Annotated in this window: 21 protein-coding genes and 2 rRNA genes; 15 read left to right on the top strand and 8 right to left on the bottom strand. The window is 68.4% G+C overall.

All coding sequences use genetic code 11. The features are described 5' to 3' along the window. Positions 1-61: 61 nt before the first annotated feature. The 4 genes from EES41_RS10065 (at position 62) to EES41_RS10055 (ending at position 2,482) form a co-directional block, all read left to right on the top strand. The gene (locus EES41_RS10065) at positions 62-1,369 is read left to right on the top strand and encodes an MFS transporter (protein ID WP_123077398.1); all 1,308 of its coding nucleotides are present in this window, start codon (positions 62-64) and stop codon (positions 1,367-1,369) included. A gap of 5 nt (positions 1,370-1,374) precedes the next feature. Further along, positions 1,375-1,494 carry an SGM_5486 family transporter-associated protein gene (locus tag EES41_RS42900; protein ID WP_254211394.1) on the top strand — a complete coding sequence of 40 codons (120 nt, stop codon included), beginning with the start codon at positions 1,375-1,377 and terminating at the stop codon, positions 1,492-1,494. A 159-nt stretch (positions 1,495-1,653) separates the two neighbouring features. After that, positions 1,654-1,893, top strand: coding sequence for a hypothetical protein (locus tag EES41_RS10060; RefSeq protein ID WP_123077396.1), 240 nt, complete (start codon positions 1,654-1,656; stop codon positions 1,891-1,893). A 67-nt stretch (positions 1,894-1,960) separates the two neighbouring features. Continuing rightward, on the top strand, positions 1,961-2,482 hold the full coding sequence (locus EES41_RS10055; protein WP_123077394.1) for a histidine phosphatase family protein: 522 nt from the start codon (positions 1,961-1,963) through the stop codon (positions 2,480-2,482). Positions 2,483-2,575: 93 nt separating this feature from the next. Here the strand turns inward: EES41_RS10055 and serB are convergent, their stop codons facing one another. Beyond that, positions 2,576-3,775 carry a phosphoserine phosphatase SerB gene (serB, locus tag EES41_RS10050; protein ID WP_123077392.1) on the bottom strand — a complete coding sequence of 400 codons (1,200 nt, stop codon included), beginning with the start codon at positions 3,773-3,775 and terminating at the stop codon, positions 2,576-2,578. Between the two features lie 734 nt (positions 3,776-4,509). Between serB and EES41_RS10045 the strand changes: the two genes are divergently transcribed. Continuing rightward, positions 4,510-7,008: an FHA domain-containing protein gene (locus EES41_RS10045; RefSeq protein WP_123077390.1), complete on the top strand. Its 2,499-nt coding sequence runs from the start codon at positions 4,510-4,512 to the stop codon at positions 7,006-7,008. A gap of 120 nt (positions 7,009-7,128) precedes the next feature. On the opposite strand, the gene EES41_RS10040 is transcribed toward EES41_RS10045, so the two are convergent. From EES41_RS10040 to EES41_RS10030, 3 genes are all read right to left on the bottom strand, one after another. Continuing rightward, positions 7,129-7,800: a transglycosylase SLT domain-containing protein gene (locus tag EES41_RS10040; RefSeq protein ID WP_123077388.1), complete on the bottom strand. Its 672-nt coding sequence runs from the start codon at positions 7,798-7,800 to the stop codon at positions 7,129-7,131. Positions 7,801-8,113: 313 nt separating this feature from the next. Further along, the gene (locus tag EES41_RS10035) at positions 8,114-9,157 is read right to left on the bottom strand and encodes an S-adenosylmethionine:tRNA ribosyltransferase-isomerase (protein WP_123082374.1); all 1,044 of its coding nucleotides are present in this window, start codon (positions 9,155-9,157) and stop codon (positions 8,114-8,116) included. Positions 9,158-9,201: 44 nt separating this feature from the next. Continuing rightward, positions 9,202-9,999, bottom strand: coding sequence for an SDR family oxidoreductase (locus tag EES41_RS10030; RefSeq protein WP_123077386.1), 798 nt, complete (start codon positions 9,997-9,999; stop codon positions 9,202-9,204). 157 nt (positions 10,000-10,156) lie between these two features. On the opposite strand from EES41_RS10030, the gene EES41_RS10025 reads away from it, so the two are divergent. From EES41_RS10025 to EES41_RS10015, 3 genes are all read left to right on the top strand, one after another. Next, the gene (locus EES41_RS10025) at positions 10,157-11,287 is read left to right on the top strand and encodes a GAF domain-containing sensor histidine kinase (RefSeq protein WP_123077384.1); all 1,131 of its coding nucleotides are present in this window, start codon (positions 10,157-10,159) and stop codon (positions 11,285-11,287) included. After that, on the top strand, positions 11,280-11,930 hold the full coding sequence (locus EES41_RS10020; protein ID WP_123077382.1) for a response regulator transcription factor: 651 nt from the start codon (positions 11,280-11,282) through the stop codon (positions 11,928-11,930). The genes EES41_RS10025 and EES41_RS10020 overlap by 8 nt, the downstream gene beginning before the upstream one ends. A gap of 151 nt (positions 11,931-12,081) precedes the next feature. Then, a complete protein-coding gene (locus EES41_RS10015) occupies positions 12,082-12,318 on the top strand; it encodes a chaplin (protein ID WP_100583365.1) in 237 nt (78 codons plus the stop codon). 68 nt (positions 12,319-12,386) lie between these two features. Here the strand turns inward: EES41_RS10015 and EES41_RS10010 are convergent, their stop codons facing one another. Beyond that, the gene (locus EES41_RS10010; RefSeq protein WP_123077380.1) at positions 12,387-13,169 is read right to left on the bottom strand and encodes a hypothetical protein; all 783 of its coding nucleotides are present in this window, start codon (positions 13,167-13,169) and stop codon (positions 12,387-12,389) included. A gap of 145 nt (positions 13,170-13,314) precedes the next feature. Between EES41_RS10010 and EES41_RS10005 the strand changes: the two genes are divergently transcribed. From EES41_RS10005 to EES41_RS09990, 4 genes are all read left to right on the top strand, one after another. Next, positions 13,315-14,109 carry an ABC transporter ATP-binding protein gene (locus EES41_RS10005; protein WP_008743863.1) on the top strand — a complete coding sequence of 265 codons (795 nt, stop codon included), beginning with the start codon at positions 13,315-13,317 and terminating at the stop codon, positions 14,107-14,109. A gap of 75 nt (positions 14,110-14,184) precedes the next feature. Continuing rightward, complete coding sequence (locus tag EES41_RS10000; RefSeq protein WP_008743862.1) at positions 14,185-14,613, top strand: NfeD family protein; 429 nt, start codon at positions 14,185-14,187, stop codon at positions 14,611-14,613. 104 nt (positions 14,614-14,717) lie between these two features. Continuing rightward, positions 14,718-15,686, top strand: coding sequence for an SPFH domain-containing protein (locus tag EES41_RS09995; RefSeq protein WP_008743861.1), 969 nt, complete (start codon positions 14,718-14,720; stop codon positions 15,684-15,686). 89 nt (positions 15,687-15,775) lie between these two features. Continuing rightward, entirely contained in the window at positions 15,776-16,552 is a 777-nt protein-coding gene (locus EES41_RS09990; RefSeq protein WP_174261666.1) for a sulfite exporter TauE/SafE family protein, read from the top strand. Positions 16,553-16,609: 57 nt separating this feature from the next. On the opposite strand, the gene EES41_RS09985 is transcribed toward EES41_RS09990, so the two are convergent. The 3 genes from EES41_RS09985 to EES41_RS09975 all read right to left on the bottom strand — a co-directional run bounded on the left by EES41_RS09985 (position 16,610) and on the right by EES41_RS09975 (position 18,633). Continuing rightward, the gene (locus EES41_RS09985; protein ID WP_037795412.1) at positions 16,610-17,113 is read right to left on the bottom strand and encodes an HNH endonuclease; all 504 of its coding nucleotides are present in this window, start codon (positions 17,111-17,113) and stop codon (positions 16,610-16,612) included. 148 nt (positions 17,114-17,261) lie between these two features. After that, on the bottom strand, positions 17,262-17,795 hold the full coding sequence (locus EES41_RS09980) for a YbhB/YbcL family Raf kinase inhibitor-like protein (RefSeq protein ID WP_123077378.1): 534 nt from the start codon (positions 17,793-17,795) through the stop codon (positions 17,262-17,264). A 55-nt stretch (positions 17,796-17,850) separates the two neighbouring features. Beyond that, on the bottom strand, positions 17,851-18,633 hold the full coding sequence (locus EES41_RS09975) for a sporulation protein (protein ID WP_008743857.1): 783 nt from the start codon (positions 18,631-18,633) through the stop codon (positions 17,851-17,853). A gap of 122 nt (positions 18,634-18,755) precedes the next feature. On the opposite strand from EES41_RS09975, the gene EES41_RS09970 reads away from it, so the two are divergent. From EES41_RS09970 to EES41_RS09960, 3 genes are all read left to right on the top strand, one after another. After that, entirely contained in the window at positions 18,756-19,397 is a 642-nt protein-coding gene (locus EES41_RS09970) for a DNA-3-methyladenine glycosylase (RefSeq protein ID WP_123077376.1), read from the top strand. A gap of 618 nt (positions 19,398-20,015) precedes the next feature. Then, positions 20,016-21,540, top strand: a 16S ribosomal RNA gene (locus EES41_RS09965). A gap of 286 nt (positions 21,541-21,826) precedes the next feature. Then, positions 21,827-24,948, top strand: a 23S ribosomal RNA gene (locus tag EES41_RS09960). Together the 16S and 23S rRNA genes form the textbook arrangement of a ribosomal RNA operon. The last annotated feature ends 87 nt before the right edge of the window (positions 24,949-25,035 follow it).

Genomic DNA, 25,035 nt, shown 5'->3' with positions numbered 1-25,035 from the left:
GTCCTCTCGGAGCCGTCAGGCAATTGGACAACCAATCATCCCATGATTCTATGATGGCCTCATGCCCGACGATGAAATCCAGACACTGAACCGGCCGAAGGCCGCCCCTCACCAGGCGCTCCCGCGACCCGCCGCCACCCCGGCCGCCGCCCCGCAACCGCAATGGCTCGGCCCGGTCCTCATCGTCGGCATCGTCCTCGCCGCCCTCAACCTGCGGCCCGCCATCACCAGCCTCGGCGCCCTCTTCGAGGAGACCCGCACCGGCCTCGGCATGAGCGGCACCGTCGCCGGACTGATCACCTCCGTCCCCGCCCTCTGCTTCGCCGCGGTCGGCGTCACCGCGCCCCGGCTCTCCCGCCGCTTCGGGCCCGCCGCCGTCGTCTGCGCCGGCATGGCCGCCATCGCCGCCGGCCTGCTGATCCGGCCCTTCGCGAGCAACGCCGCCGGGTTCCTCGCCGCCAGCGTCCTGTCCCTCGCCGGCATAGCCCTGACCAACGTGCTGCTCCCGGTGATCGTCAAGCGCTGGTTCCCCGACCGCGTTGGCACGATGACCGGCCTCTACTCCATGGCCCTGGCCGCCGGCACCTCGCTCGCCGCCGCCGCGACCGTCCCGCTGACCTCCGCCCTCGGCGGCAACTGGCGCACCGGCCTGCTCGTCTGGGCCGTGCTCGCGCTGGCCGCCGTACTGCCCTGGCTGCCCATCGCCGCAGCGGCCCGCCGCACGCGGGCCGCCGAGGCCGCCGCGGGCACCGCCCCCGGCGCACCGGCCGACACCGGGCCGCGCGTCGTCCGCAGCCGTACCGCCTGGGCCCTGGCCTGCTACTTCGGCCTCCAGGCCACCGGCGCGTACGTCACCATGGGCTGGCTCCCGCAGATCTTCCGCGACGCCGGGGTCTCCGCCGCCACCGCAGGAGTCCTGCTCGCCGTCACCATGGTCATGGGCGTCCCCCTCGCCTTCGTCATCCCGCGCCTCGCCGGCCGGATGCGCAACCAGGGCCCCATCGCCGTCACCCTCGGCCTCTTCGGCCTCGCCGGCTACCTCGGGCTCTACCTCGCCCCGGCCGCCGGAGCCTGGGCCTGGGCGCTCCTCCTCGGCATCTCCAACTGCGCCTTCCCCCTGGTCATCACCATGATCGGACTGCGCGCCAGGTCCTCGGCCGGCGTCGTCAGGCTCTCCGCCTTCGCCCAGAGCACCGGCTACCTCATCTCCATCCCCGGACCGCTGCTCATCGGCGCCCTCTACCAGCACAGCGGCGGCTGGGACCTGCCGCTCGCCCTGATGGCCGGGCTGCTCGTCCCGCAGGTCGCGCTCGGCGTGCTGGCCGGCCGGGACCGCACGATCGAGGACGAATGCGGCATGCGAAACTGAGGCACATGTCGCCCGTACTCGAACCGAACCCCCAGGACAGCCACAAGAAGCTCGGCCTCGTCCTCGGCGCGATGCTCGTCGTGACCGTCATCATCTCCGTCATCGCGTCGCTCGCCTCCCCCTGAGCCACGGCGCCCCGCGGGCTTGGTAGGGCTACCCCCACCAACCCCTAGGGGGTAAGGCTCAGGGTCAGATGGGGTGTCCCCCGGATGGGATCCGCTGCCCCGAATCCATAGATTCGAAGTCAGCGAGCCAGTCCCGCCCGAACACCCACGGAGGCGGCCATGTCGGCCCCCACGCACACCCGCTACCTCCCGACCGCCGCCGCCGCCGCCGCCTCCTCCCGCCGCCCGGCCGCCGCCGGCGCGAACGCCCGCCTGCACTGGTGGGCGCTGGCCCTGCCCGCCCTGGCCTTCGGGCTCCTGCTGCTCCTCCTCGCCGGATCGGCCGAGGCCCACGCCGCCGCCGGCGAGGCCTCCGCGCTGCTCCAGGTGACCGAGCAACTGCTGCGCGTCGTCGGCTGAACCGGGTGGCGGGGGAGCACGCCAACACCCCGGGCCCCGTGGCTCATTTCATGCGAAGCTGGGGGTCATGAGCGCCGACACATCCCGCAGGATCGTCCTCCTCCGGCACGCCAAGGCCGACTGGCCCGAGGTGTCCGACCACGAACGCCCGCTGGCCGAGCGAGGCCGCAAGGACGCACCGGCCGTCGGTCTGAAGCTGGCCGAAACCGGCATCTCCTTCGACCTGGCCCTCTGCTCCACCGCCGCCCGCACCCGCGAAACCTGGAAGCTCGCCGTCCACGAACTGCCGCACCGGCCGAAGACCCACTACGAGGAGCGGCTGTACGACGCCTCCCTCGGTGAGCTCATCGCCCTGCTGAACGAGACCTCGGACGACGTGTCCGACCTCGTCGTCATCGGCCACAACCCCGGCATGCACGCCCTCGCCGACGCCCTGGCCGGGCGCGCGGAGGGAGACACCGCGACGAGGATGAACCGCACGGGCTTCCCGACCGCGGCGCTCGCGATCGTCTCCTTCACCGGCTCGTGGAAGTCGTTGGAGCACGGAGTCGGCACGCTGCAGGACTACTGGACGCCCAAGGAACACTGAGCCGGAGCGGAGCCGGCAGCACGGCCCCCACCACGAGGACGGGCCCCGGCGCGGAAGATCCGCCAGGGCCCGCCCTCGTACGCGCGCGGGGGCTCAGGAGAGACCGGCGGCCTCGACCTCTTCCCGGGTGATCCCCAGCAGGTACAGCACCGCGTCCAGGAACGGCACGTTCACGGCGGTGTGCGCGGCCTCGCGGACCACCGGCTTGGCGTTGAAGGCCACGCCCAGCCCGGCCGCGTTCAGCATGTCCAGGTCATTGGCGCCGTCACCGATCGCCACCGTCTGGTCCAGCGGCACCCCGGCCTCCGCCGCGAACCGGCGCAGCAGCCGGGCCTTGCCCGCCCGGTCGACGATCTCGCCGGTGACCCGGCCGGTCAGCTTGCCGTCCACGATCTCCAGCGTGTTGGCGGAGGCGAAGTCCAGCCCCAGCCGCTCCTGGAGGTCGTCCGTCACCTGGGTGAACCCGCCCGACACCACACCGACCTGGTAGCCGAGCGACTTGAGGGTACGGATCAGGGTCCGGGCGCCGGGGGTCAGGCGCACCTCGGCGCGCACCTTGTCCACCACCGACGCGTCGAGCCCGGCCAGCAGCGAGACCCGGGCGTGCAGCGACTGCTCGAAGTCCAGCTCGCCGCGCATGGCCCGCTCGGTCACCTCGGCGACCTCGGCCTCGCAGCCGGCGTGCGCCGCGAACAGCTCGATGACCTCGTCCTGGATCAGGGTCGAGTCCACGTCCATGACGACCAGCCGCTGGGCCCGGCGGTGCAGCCCCGCCGACACCACGGCCACGTCCACGCCGATCTGCGCGGCCTCGGTGGCCAGCGCGGTGCGCAGCGGCCCGGTCTCGACGCCGGACACGGCGAACTCGACCGCCGTCACCGGGTACTTCGCGAGGCGGAAGATACGGTCGATGTTGCCGCCGGTCGAGGTGATCCGGGCGGCGATGGCCGCCGTGGACTCGGCGGTCAGCGGGTGGCCGAGCACGGTGACGTGGGAACGGCCGCTGCCGCGCGGCCGGTTGTCACCGGTACCGGAAAGGATCTCGGCCTGCAGCCGCAGCGACTCGGCCCAGCTGTGGACGGTGGCCCGCAGCTCGCCCTCGGCGGCGCCGGTGGGCTGGGTGACGAGGGCGCACAGGACGATGCGGCCACGGGTGACGACCTGCTCGATGTCGACGACGTCGACCGAGTAGGCGGCGAGGGTGTCGAACAGCCCGGCGGTGATCCCGGGACGGTCCTTGCCGAAGATCTTGACGAGGAGGGTGGGGACGTCGGAGGTCTGCGAAGCGCTCATGGTGCCCTCACCGTATCTTCCCCGGCCACAAGGCAGGACCCCCGTCCCACCCACCGAACGCCGCGCCGCCCGCCCGGTGCGCCAGCCTGCCCTACCGCTACGCGCGCGCCGCCCCAACGAGCGCCGGGCCGCCACGCCGCTGCGCTGCCCGAACGCGGGCGGGATCCGTGCCGGCTGCGGGTGCGCTGCCCGAGCGAGCGCTCGGGCGCCACGCCGCTGCCCCGAACGTGGGCGGGGTCCGTGCAAGGGCGGCCGTCGCACGGGCCCGGCCGCCTGTGACGGCCGCCCTGTGATCGTCACGTCCCACGATCCGTCCGTCTCAGGGCCCGGAGTCTCCCACTGCGACGGCCCTCCGACCGCGTCCGCGGAGTGCTCCTTGCCTTGCCCCCGTCCGCGCCCACTCCGGCGGACCCGGCAGGCTGCTCCGGTCCTGGCCGTGCCGGCGGACCGGCCTGACCGGGGCCCCGGCCGGGTCGGGCGGGTGTCCTGGCTGCGGCCGGCGGTCGGATTGTCGGTCGGGACGGGTGCGGCGGAATCGTCGGGGGTGGCGGGTGAGAAGTCCCCTATCGCACTCTCCGGGTGGCTTTCGACCCCGTCAACGGGCAGGCGTACGCGCCCTTCAGCGGCCCCGATTCCACATGTGGCCGCAGGCCTGAAATAGTTCCCCCGGATGTTCGCCATCCCTAGACTCCCTGGCATCAGGGGGATTCTCGGGGGACTTAAGTGGGGCTGGAGTGCCGGAACTCGTACTGGAATTGAATGGCAGGACCTGGACGCTCGATCCGTCCAGGTCGTACTCCCTGGGGCGTGATCCCCAGGGAGATGTGGTGATCGATGACGCCCGGGTGTCGTGGCGACACGCCACCATCAGCTGGAACGGCCGGGGTTGGGGCATCGAGGACCACGGCAGCACCAACGGCACGTACGTGCACGGGGCGCGGGTCCAGCAGACCGAGCTCGCGCCCGGTACGCCGGTGCACCTGGGCAACGCCACCGACGGCCCGCGGCTGAATCTGAGCGCCGCCGCCGCGCCGCAGCCCGTGGCACACCAGGCGCAGGCACCCGCGTACCAGGCCCAGCAGCAGGCCCAGCCGCAGCAGCAGGCCTGGCAGCAGCAGGCCCCGCCGCAGCAGTACCAGCAGCCGCAGCAGTCGCAGCCGCAGCCGCACGTCCCGCACCAGCAGGGCGGCGGCCAGGGCGCGACCCCCGGCTACGACGACCGCAGCCCCACGACGTTCCACGAGTTCTCGCTGGGCCACGTCATGCGGATCGGCCGTGCGCTGGAGAACGAGCTGGTGGTCTCCGACCTCCAGGTCTCCCGCCTCCACGCCGAGTTCCGCTCGATGCCCGGCGGCCGCTTCGAGATCCACGACCTCGGCAGCCACAACGGCACGTACGTCAACGGCCAGCCCCTGGCGAAGTCCGGCAGCGCGGTGCTCGGCCCGAACGACATCGTCGGCGTCGGCCACTCGACGTTCCGGATCGTCGGCGACCGCCTTGAGGAGTTCGTCGACACCGGTGACGTCTCCTTCTCGGCCCGCCACCTCACCGTCACGGTCGACGGCGGCAAGCAGATCCTCAAGGACGTCACCTTCGGCGTCCCGGAGAAGTCGCTCATCGGCGTCATCGGCCCCTCCGGCTCCGGAAAGTCGACCCTGCTCAAGGCGCTGACCGGCTACCGGCCCGCCAACGAGGGCGACGTCCTCTACGACAACCGCAACCTGTACAAGCAGTTCGCGGAGCTCCGCCAGCGCATCGGCCTGGTCCCGCAGGACGACATCCTGCACAAGGAGCTGAAGGTCAGCACGGCCCTCAAGTACGCGGCCAAGCTCCGCTTCCCCGGCGACACCGCCGAGTCCGAGCGCGCCGCCCGCGTCGACGAGGTGCTGCGCGAGCTCAAGCTCGACATCCACAAGGACAAGAAGATCACCTCGCTCTCGGGCGGTCAGCGCAAGCGCGTGTCCGTGGCCCTGGAGCTGCTGACCAAGCCCTCGCTGATCTTCCTTGACGAGCCGACCTCCGGCCTCGACCCGGGCATGGACCGCGACGTCATGCAGCTGCTGCGCGGCCTCGCCGACGACGGCCGCACGGTCCTCGTCGTGACCCACTCGGTCGCCGAGCTGGGCATCTGCGACAAGCTGCTGGTCATGGCCCCGGGCGGTTCGGTCGCCTACTTCGGCCCGCCGGACGAGGCGCTGAACTTCTTCGGCTACACCACCTGGGCGGACGTCTTCTCGGCGTTCGAGAACTACCGCGACTACGACTGGGCCGGCCGCTGGAAGGGCTCGCAGCACTACCAGCTGTACGCCGCCGACATCGACGCGGTCGCCCCGCAGTCCGTCGCGATGCCCTCGCCGCAGCAGATGATGCCGCCCAAGCCGCAGGGCTGGGGCTCGCAGCTCTGGACCCTGATCCGCCGCTACGTCTCGGTGATCGCGTCCGACAAGGGCTTCATCGGGCTGATGCTGATCCTGCCCGCCGTCCTGGGCGTGGTCTCCACGGTCATCCCCGCGAAGTTCGGCCTGGCGCCCCCCGTGGCCCCGTCCCGCTTCAACGGCGACGCCGGCACGATCATGCTGATCCTCGCGGTCGGCATGTGCTTCTCGGGCGCCGCGAACTCGGTCCGTGAGCTGATCAAGGAACGCGTCATCTACGAGCGTGAGCGCGCCACCGGCCTGTCCCGGTCGGCGTACCTCATGTCCAAGGTGATCGTCCTCGGCGTCATCACGGCCGTCCAGGGCGTGGTCATCTGCGGGATCGGCTTCTATCCGCGCGAGCTGCCCGCCGAGGGCCTGATCATGCCGCCGGCCGTCGAGATCTGCCTGTCGGTCATCGCGCTCGGCTTCACCTCGATGATGTTCGGCCTGGTGATCTCCTCGCTGGTGAAGACCGCCGAGAAGACCATGCCGCTGCTCGTGATGTTCGCGATCGTCCAGGTCGTGTTCACGGGCATCCTCTTCCAGGTGTACGACTCCCCGGGCCTGGAGCAGTTCGCCTGGCTGATGCCCTCCCGCTGGGCCATCGCGGCCGCCGGCAGCACCCTGCACCTCGGCGTGCTCATGCCGCCGTGGGACGCCGACAACCCGACCAACACCGACCCGCTCTGGGACGCCACGGTCGGCCAGTGGAGCCTGAACATCACCGTCCTGCTGCTCCTCGGCGTCGCCTGCGGCTTCGCGGTGCAGCGCCTGCTGCGCCGCCACGAGCCGGAGGTCATGCGCGCCGGCAAGTAACGGCTCGCACGGCCCGCACGGCTCCTTTGCGCGAACGCCTCAGGGCGGCACCCGGATACCGGGGGCCGCCCTGAGGCGCGTGGGGGGTCCGTCTTCGCGTGGCGAGGTCCGTCAGCGCGCTCAGTAGGCGCTGTTGACGTTGTCCATCGAGCCGTAGCGGTCGGCCGCGTAGTTGCAGGCGGCGACGATGTTGGCGACCGGGTCGTACAGGTCGAACTTGGTGCCCTTGACGTGGTACGCGGCGAAGGTCGGCTGAATGACCTGGAGCAGGCCCTTCGACGGAATGCCGTTCTGGGCGTTGATGTCCCAGTTGTTGATCGCGCGGGGGTTACCGCTCGACTCGCGCATGACGTTCTTGTGGATGCCGGCGTACGTGCCCGGGATGCCCTCCTTCTTCATGATGGAGAGGGCTTCCTTGATCCAGCCGTCCAGGTTGTTCGCGAAGACGGGCGTACGGACGGCGGACCGGCTGGCGGCGGTCTTCGTCTCGCGGGCCTTCTTCGCGGCGGCCGCGGCCTTCGCCTTGGCGTCCGCGTCGGCCTTCGCGACCTTGGTCGCCACGGCCTGCTGGGTGCCGAGGTGCGTCTGGACGGTCTTCGTCTGGGCGCCGTTGACCGCCTGGGTCCAGGCGACGGGGGCGGCGGAGATGGTGGTCCCGGTCTCTTCGCCGGCCTGGGCCGGGACGAGGGAGAAGGCGAGCGCAGCAGCGCCAAGAGTGGCGACGCCGGCGATCGACAGCTTGTTCGCCTTCGTCAGACGACGACTGTGGCCGGGAGTGGTGGTCTCGGTCATGAGTGGCAACCTCTTCGAATAGCGGGAGCCGCAGGTACTGCTCCGCGCCGATCCGGGATCTGGTCTGCGGTGCTGTGCGACGACGGCCATTCTTAGCGGTGGCAAAAACGCCTGGCAAAGGTGTGACGTACGATCCGACTTAGTGGATCAGGGGCGCCCGGCGATGCCCGAATTCGGGTCCGGGCGCTAGGCGCAGCAGACCTGACAGAGCCTTTATCCATCCACTAGGGAACTTCGTAAGTGACCTGGGTCCTATGCCCGGGCTCACATCGCGCACATAACGGTCTCACCGTGCGTTGCGTACGCAATGCAATCAGTAACGCTTCTCATCCTTGAGTAGCAGATGAACGTCCCCGAACTCATGCCAGAGGCAGAGTCCGGCCCTCGCCGCGGCATACCCGCGCCGTACGGCCTCGGCCCCCGCGACCGCCTCCAGCATCAGCAGGTGCGAGGCCCCGGGCTCGTGCAGCCCCGTCAGCAGCCCGTCCACCGCCCGCACCCCGCGCTCGGGCGTCACCACCAGGTCGGTCCAGCCCCCGGCCGCCCGGACCACCCCGTCCGGCCCGGTGGCCGACTCCAGCGCCCGTACCGCCGTGGTCCCCACCGCGATCACCCGGCCCCCGGCCGCCCGCGCCGCGTTCACCAGCCACGCCGTCGTCCCCGGTACCCCGTACCGCTCCGGGTACGGCGGCTCGTGCGCTTCCTGCGAAGCCACCCCCGTGTGCAGCGTCAGCGGCGCGAACTGCACCCCCCTGCTCACCAGGGCCGCCACCAGCTCCGCCGTGAAGGGTCGCGCCGCGCTCGGCATCTCCGCCGACCCCGAACCGTCGGCGGCCGGCACCGCGAACACCGTCTGGTACGCCGACAGCGGCTGGTCCCGCTCCGTGTACGCGTACCGGATCGGCCGCCCGTACGCCCGCAGCAGCGCCGGTACGTCGTCCCACGAGGGCCGCGCCCACCACAGCCGGTCCGCGCCCGCCGCGAGCGGCTCCTCCAGTACGAGGGCCCGCCCGCCCGGCAGCTCCACCACCGCCCCGGCGGGGCCTCCGGCGCGGGGCCGGGTCGTCCCCCGTACGGCCCGGTCCCGCAGCTCCACCGCCCAGCGGCGGTCCTCGCCCCGCGTCGAGAAGTGCACCACCACGTCCTCGCCGCCCAGCCGGGTGTCCAGCGCGGCCGGCAGCGTGGCCGAGGTGTTCACCACCAGGACGTCCCCGGCCCGCAGCAGCCCCGGCAGCTCCCGGAAGGCGTGCAGCGACACCGCGCCGGCGCCCGGTGAGACCAGCAGCCGCACCGAGTCCCGGCCGAGCCCGGGCCCCCGCTGCTCGGCCGGAACCCGCGCCACGAGCTCCGGCGGAATGTCCCTTATATACACACTCGGCTTTTCGGAACCCCGCGCCCCGCTCACCGCCGACCCCCCGCACCCGGCTCCGCGGCCGGTTCCGCGCCCGGTTCCCCCTCGCCCGCACCCGCCGCCGTGACCCCCAGCTCCTGCGCCGTGTACCGCCCGCCCGGCAGCCCCTCCGTCACCAGCCGCAGCAGCACCGGTGCCACCTCCTCCGGCGCCGGCAGCCCCGCCAGGTCCTCCCCGGGCTCCGCCGCCGCCATCATCCGCGTCCGCATCGAGCCCGGGTCCGCCCACCACACCCGCAGCGCCGGCTCCTCCACCGCCAGCACGGCCGACAGCAGGTCCCCCGCCGCCTTCGTCGCCCCGTACGCCCCCCACGTCCCGTACGCCACCACCGCCGCGTCCGAGCTGATGTTCAGCACGGCCCCGGCCCGGGCCCCGGCCTCGCCCTGCGCACCGGCCCCCGCCGCCCGCAGCAGCGGCAGCGCCTCCTGGACCAGCCCCAGCGGCCCCACCACATTCACCTCGAACGCCTCGCGCAGCCCGTCCAGCGGCTGCGCCGCGAGCGCCACCAGCGGCTCCGTCCCCAGCACCCCCGCGTTGTTCACCAGCAGGTCCAGCCCGCCCAGCGCCCGCGCCGCCGCCACCAGCGCCCTCCGGTGCTCCGCCGAGGACACGTCCCCGGCCACCGCCGTCACCCGCACCCCCGGCGCCCGCACCAGCTCCGATGCCGTCTCCGCCAGCGCCCGCGCACCCCGCGCCGTCACCACCAGGTCCCAGCCGCGCGCCGCCAGCTCTCCGGCCAGTGCCCGGCCCAGCCCCCGCGAAGCCCCCGTCACCATCGCCACCGACATGACCGCACCCCCGCCTTCCGTCCTCATGAGCAGATGCCCCCAACCTAGGAACGCGGCCCGCCCCGCCGCCTCGGCCGCCCGCCCCACTCCCACCGGGCCCTTCGGCCTACGTCCGCGGCCCGATCCGCGTGATCAAGGCCGCCGGTACGGTGAATCCATGCACAACGGACCCCGCACCGGCCTGGCCGCCGTGAGTACGGCGCTGCTCGCCATGAGCCGCCGCCTGGAGGTCCGCGACGTCCTGCGCACGATCGTCGTCTCGGCCCGCGAGCTGCTGGACGCCGAGTACGCGGCCCTCGGCGTCCCGGACGACCACGGCGGCTTCGCGCAGTTCGTCGTCGACGGCATCACCGAGGAGCAGTGGCGCCGCATCGGCCCGCTGCCCCGCCAGCACGGCATCCTCGCCGCGATGCTCCACCAGGACGGCCCCGAACGACTGGCCGACGTACGCAGGGACCCGCGCTTCGAGGGCTGGCCCCCCGGGCACCCCGAGATGTCCGACTTCCTCGGCGCTCCCGTCCGCGACGGCGAGGAAACCCTCGGCGCCCTCTTCCTCGCCAACAAGAAGGGCGCCCGCGGCTTCACCGACGAGGACGAGGACCTCCTCAGCCTCCTCGCCCAGCACGCGGCGATCGCCCTCACCAACGCCCGGCTCTACGAGCGCAGCCGTGAGCTCACCATCGCCGAGGAGCGCTCCCGCCTCGCTCACGAGCTGCACGACGCCGTCAGCCAGAAGCTGTTCTCGCTCCGCCTCACCGCCCAGGCCGCCGCCGCCCTCGTGGACCGCGACCCGGCCCGCGCCAAGGACGAGCTCCAGCAGGTCGCGGCCCTCGCCGCCGAGGCCGCCGACGAACTGCGCGCCGCCGTGACCGAACTGCGCCCCGCCGCCCTGGACGAGGACGGGCTGGTGGCGACCCTGCGCAACCACGTACGCGTACTCGACCGCGCGCACGCCGCGCGCGTCACCTTCACCTGTGACGGGGTACGGGCCCTGCCCGCGACCCAGGAGGAGGCGCTGCTCCGGGTCGCCCAGGAAGCCCTCCACAACGCCCTGCGGCACTCGGGCGCCGACCTCGTCGAGGTCACCCTCGCCCGCCGCGGCGCCGGCGCGGCCCTCCGCGTGACGGACAACGGGCAGGGCTTCGTCCCCTCGGCGGTCCGCCGCGCGGGGCGGCACCTCGGACTGGTCTCCATGCGGGACCGGGCGAGCGGCGTCGGCGGCCGCCTCGCCGTGCACTCGGAGCCCGGAACGGGCACCACGATCGAGATGGAGGTGCCCGGTGGCTGACACACCCGGCAGGGTCCGCGTACTGCTCGTCGACGACCACCAGGTGGTCCGGCGCGGGCTGCGCACCTTCCTGGAGGTGCAGGACGACATCGAGGTGGTCGGCGAGGCCTCGGACGGCGAGGAGGGCATCGCCCGCGCCGAGGAACTGCGGCCCGACGTGATCCTGATGGACATCAAGATGCCGGGCACCGACGGCATCGAGGCGCTGCGGCGGCTGCGGGAGCTGGCGAACCCGGCGCGCGTGCTGATCGTCACCAGCTTCACCGAGCAGCGGACGGTGGTCCCCGCGCTGCGGGCCGGCGCCGCCGGCTACGTCTACAAGGACATCGACCCCGACGCCCTGGCCGGGGCCATCCGCTCGGTGCACGCGGGCCACGTCCTCCTCCAGCCGGAGGTGGCGGTGGCCCTGCTCACGCAGGACGACCAGAATCCGTCGTCGAGCCGGGGCGGCGCGCTGACGGACCGCGAACGCGAGGTGCTGTCGCACATAGCGGACGGGCGTTCGAACCGGGAGATCGCCCGGGCGCTGGTGCTGTCGGAGAAGACGGTGAAGACGCACGTCTCGAACATCCTGATGAAGCTGGACGTGGCGGACCGCACCCAGGCGGCGCTGTGGGCCGTCCGGCACGGCATCGGGGACTGATTCCGGGCCCGAGCGGACCGTTCAGTTCCGATATGAGATTCATACGGTCGGGTGTATGTAGCCCACATGGCGTATCCCGATCGCCGCGCGACCGTTCTCCAGTACGTGCCGCGGCGGTTTGTCGCGGCAGACGTACTGGAGGACGAAGAACGTGAAGAACTTCAAGAAGGCCACTGCCGTCACGATGATCGCGGGCGGTCTCCTTGCCGCGGCCGCCGGCGTCTCCTCGGCGGCGTCGGCCGGGGGCACGGCCGTGGGTTCGCCCGGCGTGGGCTCCGGAAACCTGATCCAGGCCCCCGTCGACGTCCCCGTGAACGTGGTCGGCAACACGGTCACCGTGATCGGCCTGCTCAACGGCGCCTTCGGCAACACCGGCGTCAACGCCTGACCCCGCCCCGCGAGACACCCCGGCCCCGCTTCCCCCCTTCTCCCCGGGAAGCGGGGCCGAGGCACGCCCTAACCCCGCTCCCGCTCCTCGACGGCCGAGTTGTAGGCCGCCACCAGCGCCCGCCGGGCGACCCGCTCCACCGGCCGCAACGCCTCCGCCCGCGCCGCCATCTCCGAGGCGGCCACCGCACCCCCGTGCCCGTTCTCGTACGCCAGCGACACCATCAGGTCCACCCGCTGCGCCAGCGCCAGCACCCGTACCGCCCGCGCCGGATACCCCGGCGCCAACGCCTCCCGCCCGGCCTCCGCCCGCGCCCGGTACGCCGACAGCGCCGCCTCCGCGACCGGCCCCGACGCCGCCACGTCCAGCCGCGTCAGCACCACCGTCGCCTCGCGCAGCGCCTCCGCCAGCTCCCGCTCCGCCTCGCCGAGCGACGGCACGTCCGCCGGCGGAGCCTCCCGTACCGGCAGTACGTGCCAGGTCACCGAGACGTGCACGTCACCCGCCGGTCCGGCCTCGGCCACCTCCGGCACCAGACCCAGCGCCGTCCCCACCGCGACCACCGCCTCCTGCGCCTCCAGCGCCCGCGCGTTGAACTCCGGCGGCCCGCTCAGCCCCAGCGGATGCCCCGGCGCCGGCAGCGCGACCCGCAGTCCGCTGACCCCCAGCGCCCGCATCCGGCCCAGCGCGAGCGTGAGCCCCACCGGACCCGATTCCCCCGGCAGTCCCGCCACGCGGTGCACGGCGTCCTCGCCCACGATCGACGACACGGCCTCGTCGGGCGAGACCAGACCTGCCAGCAGCGCGTTCCCCCAGGCGGCCAGCCGCCCTGAACGTGGTTCGAAAAGCATCCCCCCACTTTACGGATCTACCCCCGGAGCCCCCGGCACCCGGCCTGGCGCCCGGACCGCTCCGCGAGTGGCGTAGGTTTTCCCTTGGGGCTGCGCCTACAGGTGCACACAGCGAACCGAGACTGCAAGGGGAGACAACACGCTCATGAGCGATGTTCTGGAGCTGGTGGACGTATCCGTGGTCCGCGAGGGCCGGGCTCTGGTGGACCAGGCCTCCTGGTCGGTCAAGGAGGGGGAGCGCTGGGTGATCCTCGGCCCCAACGGCGCCGGGAAGACCACCCTGCTCAACGTCGCCTCCAGCTACCTCTTCCCCACCAAGGGCACCGCCACCATCCTCGGCAGCACCCTCGGCAAGGTGGACGTCTTCGAGCTGCGCCCGCGCATCGGCGTCGCCGGCATCGCGATGGCCGACAAGCTCCCGAAGCGCCAGACCGTCCTCCAGACCGTCCTCACCGCCGCCTACGGCATGACGGCGACCTGGCAGGAGGAGTACGAGGAGATCGACGAGCTGCGCGCCCGCGCCTTCCTCGACCGCCTCGGCATGACCGAGTACCTCGACAGGAAGTTCGGCACCCTCTCCGAGGGCGAGCGCAAGCGCACCCTGATCGCCCGCGCCCTGATGACCGACCCCGAGCTGCTGCTCCTCGACGAGCCCGCCGCCGGTCTGGACCTCGGCGGCCGCGAGGACCTCGTACGCCGCCTCGGCCGCCTCGCCCGCGACCCGCTCGCGCCGTCGATGGTCATGGTCACGCACCACGTCGAGGAGATCGCCCCCGGCTTCACCCACGTGCTGATGATCCGGCAGGGCAAGGTCGTCACCGCCGGCCCCATCGACCTCGAACTGACCTCGCGCAACCTCTCGCTCTGCTTCGGCCTCCCGCTCGTCGTCGAGCGCACCGAGCACGACCGCTGGAGCGCCCGGGGCCTCCCGCTGCGCTAGTACGGCCCCGGTACGAGCGGTACGCCTGCCCCCGCACCCTGTCCGGACCGCGCCCGCCCGACCTACCATGACCATGTGAACATCGACGCATGGGTGTGGTGGCTCATCGGCGCGGTCGGACTGGGCATCCCCCTCGTCCTGACGGCAATGCCCGAGTTCGGAATGTTCGCCGTGGGCGCCGTCGCCGCCGCGATCACGGCCGCGCTCGGCGGGGGAGTGGTGGCGCAGGTCCTGGTCTTCGTCGTCGTGTCGGTCGCGCTCATCGCCGTCGTCCGGCCGATCGCGAACCGGCACCGCGACCAGCGGCCCCAACACCGCAGCGGAATCGACGCGTTGAAGGGCAGAAGCGCCGTCGTGCTCGAACGCGTCGACGGCAGCGGCGGCCGCATCAAGCTCGCGGGCGAGATCTGGTCCGCCCGCAGCCTCGACGCCGACGCCAGCTTCGAACCGGGCCGGCAGGTGGACGTCGTGGAGATCGACGGAGCCACCGCGGTCGTGATGTGAGCTGACAAGAGCTTGTGCGCTAAGCAGCCGACTCGCGGCCCCGGGGTCTGCGAGACTCCGATCAACGGGGCAGCACAGACAGCCGGAAGGGCACGGGGAACCGCATGCAACCGATCATCATCGTCCTGATCATTCTGGTGGTTCTGGTCTTCATCGCACTGGTCAAGACGATCCAGGTGATCCCGCAGGCCAGCGCCGCCATCGTCGAGCGGTTCGGCCGCTACACCCGCACCCTCAACGCGGGCCTCAACATCGTCGTCCCGTTCATCGACTCGATCCGCAACCGGATCGACCTGCGCGAACAGGTCGTCCCCTTCCCGCCGCAGCCGGTCATCACCCAGGACAACCTGGTCGTCAACATCGACACCGTCATCTACTACCAGGTGACCGACGCCCGCGCCGCGACGTACGAAGTGGCCAGCTACATCCAGGCCATCGAGCAGCTCACCGTCACCACGCTGCGCAACATCATCGGCGGCATGGACCTGGAGCGGACCCTGACCTCCCGCGAGGAGATCAACGCCGCGCTGCGCGGGGTCCTCGACGAGGCCACCGGCAAGTGGGGCATCCGCGTCAACCGCGTCGAGCTCAAGGCCATCGAGCCGCCGACCTCCATCCAGGACTCGATGGAGAAGCAGATGCGCGCCGACCGCGACAAGCGCGCCGCGATCCTCCAGGCCGAAGGTGTCCGCCAGTCCGAGATCCTGCGCGCCGAGGGTGAGAAGCAGTCCTCCATCCTGCGCGCCGAAGGTGACGCCAAAGCCGCCGCCCTGCGCGCCGAGGGCGAGGCCCAGGCGATCCGTACGGTCTTCGAGTCCATCCACGCCGGAGACGCCGACCAGAAGCTCCTCGCCTACCAGTACCTCCAGATGCTCCCGAAGATCGCCGAAGGCGACGCCAACAAGCTCTGGATCGTGCCCAGCGAGATCGGCGACGCCCTCAAGGGCCTCTCCGGCGCCATGGGCAACTTCGGCCCCATGGGTGGCGGTTCGGGCTTCAACCCGCAGAACCAGGGCAAGAGCGCGGGCGACACGGGCGCGGCGGACCGCCGCGAACAGCCCCCGATCGACTGACGGCCCCTCCCCTCCTGCATGATCAGTGAGGCCCCTCGACCTTCATGGCGGGGAGGCGACTCACTCATGCAAAGGGGATGGCCCAGTCCATGTCCATGTCCATCTGGGAATCACTCGCGGTCTTCGCCGCCGGCATCGGCGCCGGAACCATCAACACCATCGTCGGCTCCGGCACCCTGATCACCTTCCCGGTGCTCCTCGCCACCGGCCTGCCCCCGGTCACCGCCAACGTCTCCAACACCCTCGGCCTGGTGCCCGGCTCCATCAGCGGAGCCATCGGCTACCGCAAGGAACTGGCGGGCCAGCGCCGCCGCGTCATCCGGCTCGGCGCCGTCTCCCTCGTCGGCGGACTCGCGGGCGCCATCCTGCTGCTCACCCTGCCGTCCGACTCCTTCGACACGATCGTGCCGATCCTCATCGGACTGGCCCTCGTGCTCGTCATCCTCCAGCCCCGGCTGGCCGCCGCCCTGCGCAAGCGCCAGGAAGCCGCCGGAGGAGACACCGGACACCCCGACGGCGGACCGGCCCTGCTGACCGGAATGCTGCTCTCCAGCGCGTACGGGGGCTACTTCGGCGCCGCTCAGGGCGTGCTCTACCTCGGCCTCATGGGCCTGCTGCTCCGCGACGACCTGCAACGGATCAACGCCGTCAAGAACGTGGTCGCGGCCCTCGTCAACGGGATCGCGGCCGTCTTCTTCCTCTTCGTCGCCGACTTCGACTGGACGGCCGTCGTCCTGATCGCCGTCGGCTCCACCATCGGCGGCCAGATCGGCGCCAAGGTCGGCCGCCGCCTCTCGCCGACCGTGCTCCGCGCGGTCATCGTGGTAGTCGGAACCCTCGCGATCGTCCAGCTGCTGCTCCGCTGAACGACGTAGAGAACGTACGTCGCCCAGCGGACCGGCCAGACCGTCAAAAGGACCGTCCTACGCGGAACGCTCCAGCCACTCCGGCAGGACCTCCCGCGCTCCCGCCCCCAGAGCCAGCAGCATCGCGTCCGCCGGCGACGGCACGAACGGCTTCCGGAGGAGCGGCATCCCCGCCTCCTCCGGAGTCCGGGCCGCCTTGCGGTGGTTGTCCTCCGCGCAGGACGCCACCGTGTTCAACCAGGTGTCCCCGCCCCCCTGGGCCCGCGGCAGTACGTGGTCCACGGTCGTCGCGCGCTTCCCGCAGTACGCGCACCGGTGCTGGTCCCGGGCCAGCACCCCCCTCCGTGACCAGGGCGCATGTCTTCGGAAGGGCACCCGTACGTACCTGCACAGCCTGATCACCCGGGGCATCGGAAGCTCCATGGTGGCCGCGCGGACACGCAGTTCGGGGTGCGACTGTTCGACGACCGCCTTGTCCTGGAGCACCAGGACCACAGCCCGGTTCAGCGTCACCGTCGACAGCGGCTCGAAGCTCGCATTCAGCACCAGCGTGTCCCGCATCTCGCCCACCTCCCGTGTGCAGGCCCGCGACCACCCTGGCGGCAAGGCCCGCAACCACTCTGGTCGCGCGCGCCACGCGGGACAACGCAATAAAAATGCCCGGTCCTGGTCGTCTTTAGACCAGGACCGGGCAAACGCTCGGCGAAGATCAGCCCGCGGGAGCCTCGTACTCGGCGATCAGCTGAGCACGCCCCAGCGTGTGGAACCGCAGATTGAACCCGACCACGGCCGGCGAGACGTCGTCACCGGGACCGAGCTTCTCCTGATCCACCGCGTACACGGTGAACACGTAACGGTGCCGCTCACCGGCCGGCGGGGCCGCCCCGCCGAAGTCCTTCGTGCCGTAGTCGTTGCGCACCCGCACCGCCCCGGCCGGCAGCCCCTCGAACTTCCCGCTGCCCGCCCCGGCCGGCAGCTCGGTGACCGACGCCGGCAGGTCGAAGAGCACCCAGTGCCAGAACCCGCTGCCCGTGGGCGCGTCCGGGTCGAAGCACGTCACGGCAAAACTCTTCGTCCCCTCGGGGAAGCCCTCCCACCGCAGCTGCGGCGAGACGTTCCCGCCCCGCAGGACCTGGGCGTCACCCAGATCCGCCCCGTGCGTCATGTCCGAACTCACGACGGAGAAGGCGTGCACCTCGGGGTGGAAGTCGTGGGGGAGGGGCGCCCTGCTCTGCTCGGTCACTGATGAACCTCCTGATCGCGGACCGGTACGACTACGGCTGCGAGCCTAGGACCGATCAGAACCAGTTGCGCTGCGAACCGACCGAGGCGATCCACTGGTTCAGGTAGGCGGCCCAGTCGGTGCTCTGGTACGTCTGCAGACCCACCTGGAAGCAGCGGTACGTGTCGCTGCCCTCGCTGAACAGACCCGGCTTCTTGTCCATCTCCAGGACGACGTCCATCTCGTGGCCGTCCGAGACGAAGGTCAGCTCCACCTGGTTCAGCCCGCGGTACTGCGACGGCGGCAGGAACTCGATCTCCTGGTAGAACGGCAGCGTCTGACGCGTCCCGCGGATGTGCCCGCGCTCCATGTCCGCGCTGCGGAAGCTGAAGCCGAGCTGCCGGAAGGCATCCAGGATCGCCTGCTGCGCCGGCACCGGGTGCACGTTGATCGCGTCGAGGTCACCGGCGTCCACCGCGCGAGCGATCTCCAGCTCGGTGCTGACCCCGATGTTCATCCCGTGCAGGTGCTGACCGCCGAAGTGGGTGATCGGCGTCTCCGCCGGGATCTCCAGCCCGAACGGCACGACGTGCAGCGCGCCCGCCTGCACCTGGAAGGCCCCGCCGAGGCGCTGCTTGTTGAAGACGATGTCCTGCTTGTACTCGCCGTCGTTGGCCTCGACCTCGACCCGGGCCTGCAGGCCGACGGACAGCCCCTCGATCTGCTGCTCCACGGATCCGCCCTGGATCCGGACCTCGCCCTGCACGATCCCGCCCGGAACCACGTTCGGCTCGGTGATGATCGTGTCCACCGAAGCACCACCGGCACCCAGGCTCGCGAACAGCTTCCTGAACCCCATGCTCTGACTCCCCTAAACGGACTGCTGAAGGACTGTTGTGCGACTACCTCATACCCACGCGGAACCTTAGGCCCCGGTTGCACCACCCGGGGATTCGAGCCGGTTCCACTACGCTCGACCGGATGAGCGCGCGTCCCGACCGTACGCCCCTGCCCCGGTCCTTCTACGACAGGCCGGTCCTCACCGTGGCCCCCGACCTCCTCGGCCGCACCCTGGTCCGCCGCACCCCGCAGGGCCCCCTCGAACTCCGCATCACGGAGGTCGAGGCCTACGAGGGGGAGGCCGACCCCGGCTCCCACGCCTACCGGGGCCGCACCGCCCGCAACGCGTCGATGTTCGGTCCGCCCGGACACGCGTACGTCTACTTCATCTACGGCATGTGGTTCAGCCTCAACCTGGTGTGCGGCCCGCCGGACCACGCGAGCGGTGTCCTGCTGCGCGCGGGGGAGATCACCACGGGCGCGGACCTCGCCCGCAAACGCCGCATTTCCGCCAGATCGGACCGAGAACTGGCCAAGGGCCCGGCCTGCCTGGCCACCGCCCTGGACGTGGACCGCTCCCTGGACGGAACGGACCTCTGCGGCGGCGGCGATTCCCCCCTGTCCCTGCTGGCGGGCACGCCCACCCCGCCCGACCTGGTGAGCTCGGGCCCCCGCACCGGAGTCGGCGGCGCCGGCGCGGCCCACCCGTACCGCTACTGGATCACCCACGACCCGACGGTGAGCCCGTACCGCGCCCACGCGCCACGGCGCCGCTCAACTTGACTCGGGTCTGGCGGACGCCTAACGTAGCCCGAGCCGCTTGAACGGGGCACTGCCATCAGCAGACCCCCAGAGCGGCCAAACCACCCACTACGACTTGCCCCTGGCGGGGTCCTATTCGGCATGCCCGAATTCGATTCCAAGCGGCCGATTATGAGCCGCAAGGGACAAGCGCTAATGTGGTGGAGCGCCGAAAGGCAAAGGCCCTCCAACGGCCACCGAATTCAAATCCAAGTCGGAAACGACACGGAAATGATCTGGTAAGGTTGGAACCGCCGGAAAGGGAAAACGCGAAAGCGAATCACCTGGAAAGCGAGCGGGACTGACTCTGATAGAGTCGGAAACGCAAGAACGAAGAACGAAAGCCCGGAGGAAAGCCTGCGAGGGTGAGTACAAAGGAAGCGTCCGTTCCTTGAGAACTCAACAGCGTGCCAAAAATCAACGCCAGAAGTTGATACCCCGTCCACTTCGGTGGATGAGGTTCCTTTGAAAAAGACCTGTGAGGCCGCCTTCGGGTGATGCTTGCAGGCAATTACACAGCGAGGACGCAGTGGTCAGTCGGTCTTATTCCGACATGACTGACCCGCTCTAAGTGCGTGTGCACCCGATTACGGGTAAACATTCATGGAGAGTTTGATCCTGGCTCAGGACGAACGCTGGCGGCGTGCTTAACACATGCAAGTCGAACGATGAAGCCCTTCGGGGTGGATTAGTGGCGAACGGGTGAGTAACACGTGGGCAATCTGCCCTTCACTCTGGGACAAGCCCTGGAAACGGGGTCTAATACCGGATACCACTCCCGCCCGCATGGGTGGGGGTTGAAAGCTCCGGCGGTGAAGGATGAGCCCGCGGCCTATCAGCTTGTTGGTGGGGTAATGGCCCACCAAGGCGACGACGGGTAGCCGGCCTGAGAGGGCGACCGGCCACACTGGGACTGAGACACGGCCCAGACTCCTACGGGAGGCAGCAGTGGGGAATATTGCACAATGGGCGAAAGCCTGATGCAGCGACGCCGCGTGAGGGATGACGGCCTTCGGGTTGTAAACCTCTTTCAGCAGGGAAGAAGCGAAAGTGACGGTACCTGCAGAAGAAGCGCCGGCTAACTACGTGCCAGCAGCCGCGGTAATACGTAGGGCGCAAGCGTTGTCCGGAATTATTGGGCGTAAAGAGCTCGTAGGCGGCTTGTCACGTCGGATGTGAAAGCCCGAGGCTTAACCTCGGGTCTGCATTCGATACGGGCTAGCTAGAGTGTGGTAGGGGAGATCGGAATTCCTGGTGTAGCGGTGAAATGCGCAGATATCAGGAGGAACACCGGTGGCGAAGGCGGATCTCTGGGCCATTACTGACGCTGAGGAGCGAAAGCGTGGGGAGCGAACAGGATTAGATACCCTGGTAGTCCACGCCGTAAACGTTGGGAACTAGGTGTTGGCGACATTCCACGTCGTCGGTGCCGCAGCTAACGCATTAAGTTCCCCGCCTGGGGAGTACGGCCGCAAGGCTAAAACTCAAAGGAATTGACGGGGGCCCGCACAAGCAGCGGAGCATGTGGCTTAATTCGACGCAACGCGAAGAACCTTACCAAGGCTTGACATATACCGGAAAGCATTAGAGATAGTGCCCCCCTTGTGGTCGGTATACAGGTGGTGCATGGCTGTCGTCAGCTCGTGTCGTGAGATGTTGGGTTAAGTCCCGCAACGAGCGCAACCCTTGTCCTGTGTTGCCAGCATGCCCTTCGGGGTGATGGGGACTCACAGGAGACCGCCGGGGTCAACTCGGAGGAAGGTGGGGACGACGTCAAGTCATCATGCCCCTTATGTCTTGGGCTGCACACGTGCTACAATGGCCGGTACAATGAGCTGCGATACCGTGAGGTGGAGCGAATCTCAAAAAGCCGGTCTCAGTTCGGATTGGGGTCTGCAACTCGACCCCATGAAGTCGGAGTTGCTAGTAATCGCAGATCAGCATTGCTGCGGTGAATACGTTCCCGGGCCTTGTACACACCGCCCGTCACGTCACGAAAGTCGGTAACACCCGAAGCCGGTGGCCCAACCCGTAAGGGAGGGAGCTGTCGAAGGTGGGACTGGCGATTGGGACGAAGTCGTAACAAGGTAGCCGTACCGGAAGGTGCGGCTGGATCACCTCCTTTCTAAGGAGCATATAGCCGACTGCGAGCGAATGACTCGCACGGTTGCTCATGGGTGGAACGTTGATTATTTGGCACGGTCTTCCGAGACATCCTGTAAGTACTGCTTCGGCGTGGAAAACAGTGATAGTTGAGGGGGATCGTGCCTGGCACGTTGTTGGGTATCTGAAGGTACGGCCGTAAGGTCTTATCTTCGCGATGCCGGCCCCAGTGAACCTGGTCCTTAGGGATGAGGGTGATGGGTGGCTGGTCGTTGCTTGAGAACTACACAGTGGACGCGAGCATCTGTGGCCAAGTTTTTAAGGGCGCACGGTGGATGCCTTGGCACCAGGAACCGATGAAGGACGTGAGAGGCCGCGATAGGCCCCGGGGAGCTGCCAACTGAGCTTTGATCCGGGGGTGTCCGAATGGGGAAACCCGGCAGTCGTCATGGGCTGTCACCCACTGCTGAACACATAGGCAGTGTGGAGGGAACGAGGAAGTGAAACATCTCAGTACCCTCAGGAAGAGAAAACAACCGTGATTCCGGGAGTAGTGGCGAGCGAAACCGGATGAGGCCAAACCGTATGCGTGTGATACCCGGCAGGGGTTGCGCATGCGGGGTTGTGGGAATTCTTTTGATCGGTCTGCCGGCCGGTCGGCGAGTCAGAAACCGTTGATGTAGTCGAAGGACATGCGAAAGGTCCGGCGTAGAGGGTAAGACCCCCGTAGACGAAACATCAGCGGCTTGCTTAAGAATCTCCCAAGTAGCACGGGGCCCGAGAAATCCCGTGTGAATCTGGCGGGACCACCCGCTAAGCCTAAATATTCCCTGGTGACCGATAGCGGATAGTACCGTGAGGGAATGGTGAAAAGTACCGCGGGAGCGGAGTGAAATAGTACCTGAAACCGTGTGCCTACAAGCCGTGGGAGCGTCGCCGTTGTTCTTCGGAACAACGGTCGTGACTGCGTGCCTTTTGAAGAATGAGCCTGCGAGTTAGCGGTGTGTAGCGAGGTTAACCCGTGTGGGGAAGCCGTAGCGAAAGCGAGTCCGAATAGGGCGATTGAGTTGCACGCTCTAGACCCGAAGCGGAGTGATCTAGCCATGGGCAGGTTGAAGCGGAGGTAAGACTTCGTGGAGGACCGAACCCACCAGGGTTGAAAACCTGGGGGATGACCTGTGGTTAGGGGTGAAAGGCCAATCAAACTCCGTGATAGCTGGTTCTCCCCGAAATGCATTTAGGTGCAGCGTCACGTGTTTCTTGCCGGAGGTAGAGCACTGGATAGGCGATGGGCCCTACCGGGTTACTGACCTTAGCCAAACTCCGAATGCCGGTAAGTGAGAGCGTGGCAGTGAGACTGTGGGGGATAAGCTCCATGGTCGAGAGGGAAACAGCCCAGAGCATCGACTAAGGCCCCTAAGCGTACGCTAAGTGGGAAAGGATGTGGAGTCGCAGAGACAACCAGGAGGTTGGCTTAGAAGCAGCCACCCTTGAAAGAGTGCGTAATAGCTCACTGGTCAAGTGATTCCGCGCCGACAATGTAGCGGGGCTCAAGCGTACCGCCGAAGTCGTGTCATTGCAGCGTATAGCCCCAACGGGTGTTGTGATGGGTAGGGGAGCGTCGTGTGCCGGGTGAAGCAGCAGCGGAAGCTAGTTGTGGACGGTTCACGAGTGAGAATGCAGGCATGAGTAGCGATACACACGTGAGAAACGTGTGCGCCGATTGACTAAGGGTTCCTGGGTCAAGCTGATCTGCCCAGGGTAAGTCGGGACCTAAGGCGAGGCCGACAGGCGTAGTCGATGGACAACCGGTTGATATTCCGGTACCCGCTTTGAAACGCCCAATATCGAATCAGGCGATGCTAAGTCCGTGAAGCCGTTCCGGACCCTTCGGGGAAAGGAAAGTGGTGGAGCCGACGAACCAGACTTGTAGTAGGTAAGCGATGGGGTGACGCAGGAAGGTAGTCCAGCCCGGGCGGTGGTAGTCCCGGGGTAAGGGTGTAGGCCGAGGGGTAGGCAAATCCGTCCCTCATTAAGGCTGAGACCTGATGCCGAGCCGATTGTGGTGAAGTGGATGATCCTATGCTGTCGAGAAAAGCCTCTAGCGAGTTTCATGGCGGCCCGTACCCTAAACCGACTCAGGTGGTCAGGTAGAGAATACCGAGGCGTTCGGGTGAACTATGGTTAAGGAACTCGGCAAAATGCCCCCGTAACTTCGGGAGAAGGGGGGCCATCACTGGTGATCGGATTTACTCCGTGAGCTGGGGGTGGCCGCAGAGACCAGCGAGAAGCGACTGTTTACTAAAAACACAGGTCCGTGCGAAGCCGTAAGGCGATGTATACGGACTGACGCCTGCCCGGTGCTGGAACGTTAAGGGGACCGGTTAGTGCGCTTTCGGGCGTGCGAAGCTGAGAACTTAAGCGCCAGTAAACGGCGGTGGTAACTATAACCATCCTAAGGTAGCGAAATTCCTTGTCGGGTAAGTTCCGACCTGCACGAATGGCGTAACGACTTCTCGACTGTCTCAACCATAGGCCCGGTGAAATTGCACTACGAGTAAAGATGCTCGTTTCGCGCAGCAGGACGGAAAGACCCCGGGACCTTTACTACAGTTTGATATTGGTGTTCGGTTCGGCTTGTGTAGGATAGGTGGGAGACTTTGAAGCGGCCACGCCAGTGGTTGTGGAGTCGTCGTTGAAATACCACTCTGGTCGTGCTGGATGTCTAACCTCGGTCCGTGATCCGGATCAGGGACAGTGTCTGATGGGTAGTTTAACTGGGGCGGTTGCCTCCCAAAGGGTAACGGAGGCGCCCAAAGGTTCCCTCAGCCTGGTTGGCAATCAGGTGTTGAGTGTAAGTGCACAAGGGAGCTTGACTGTGAGACCGACGGGTCGAGCAGGGACGAAAGTCGGGACTAGTGATCCGGCGGTGGCTTGTGGAAGCGCCGTCGCTCAACGGATAAAAGGTACCCCGGGGATAACAGGCTGATCTTCCCCAAGAGTCCATATCGACGGGATGGTTTGGCACCTCGATGTCGGCTCGTCGCATCCTGGGGCTGGAGTCGGTCCCAAGGGTTGGGCTGTTCGCCCATTAAAGCGGTACGCGAGCTGGGTTTAGAACGTCGTGAGACAGTTCGGTCCCTATCCGCTGTGCGCGTAGGAATATTGAGAAGGGCTGTCCCTAGTACGAGAGGACCGGGACGGACGAACCTCTGGTGTGCCAGTTGTCCTGCCAAGGGCATGGCTGGTTGGCTACGTTCGGGAGGGATAACCGCTGAAAGCATCTAAGCGGGAAGCCTGCTTCAAGATGAGTATTCCCACCTCCTTGAGAGGGTAAGGCTCCCAGTAGACGACTGGGTTGATAGGCCAGATGTGGAAGCCCGGTAACGGGTGGAGCTGACTGGTACTAATAGGCCGAGGGCTTGTCCTCAGTTGCTCGCGTCCACTGTGTTAGTTCTGAAGCAACGAACGGTTGCTGGTTTCTAGAGCTAGAACATAACTACAAAGTGTGCTTGTT

The sequence above is a fragment of the Streptomyces sp. ADI95-16 genome (assembly GCF_003721495.1).
GTDB lineage: Bacteria > Actinomycetota > Actinomycetes > Streptomycetales > Streptomycetaceae > Streptomyces > Streptomyces goshikiensis.
This window is presented reverse-complemented; position numbering and strand designations above follow the sequence as displayed.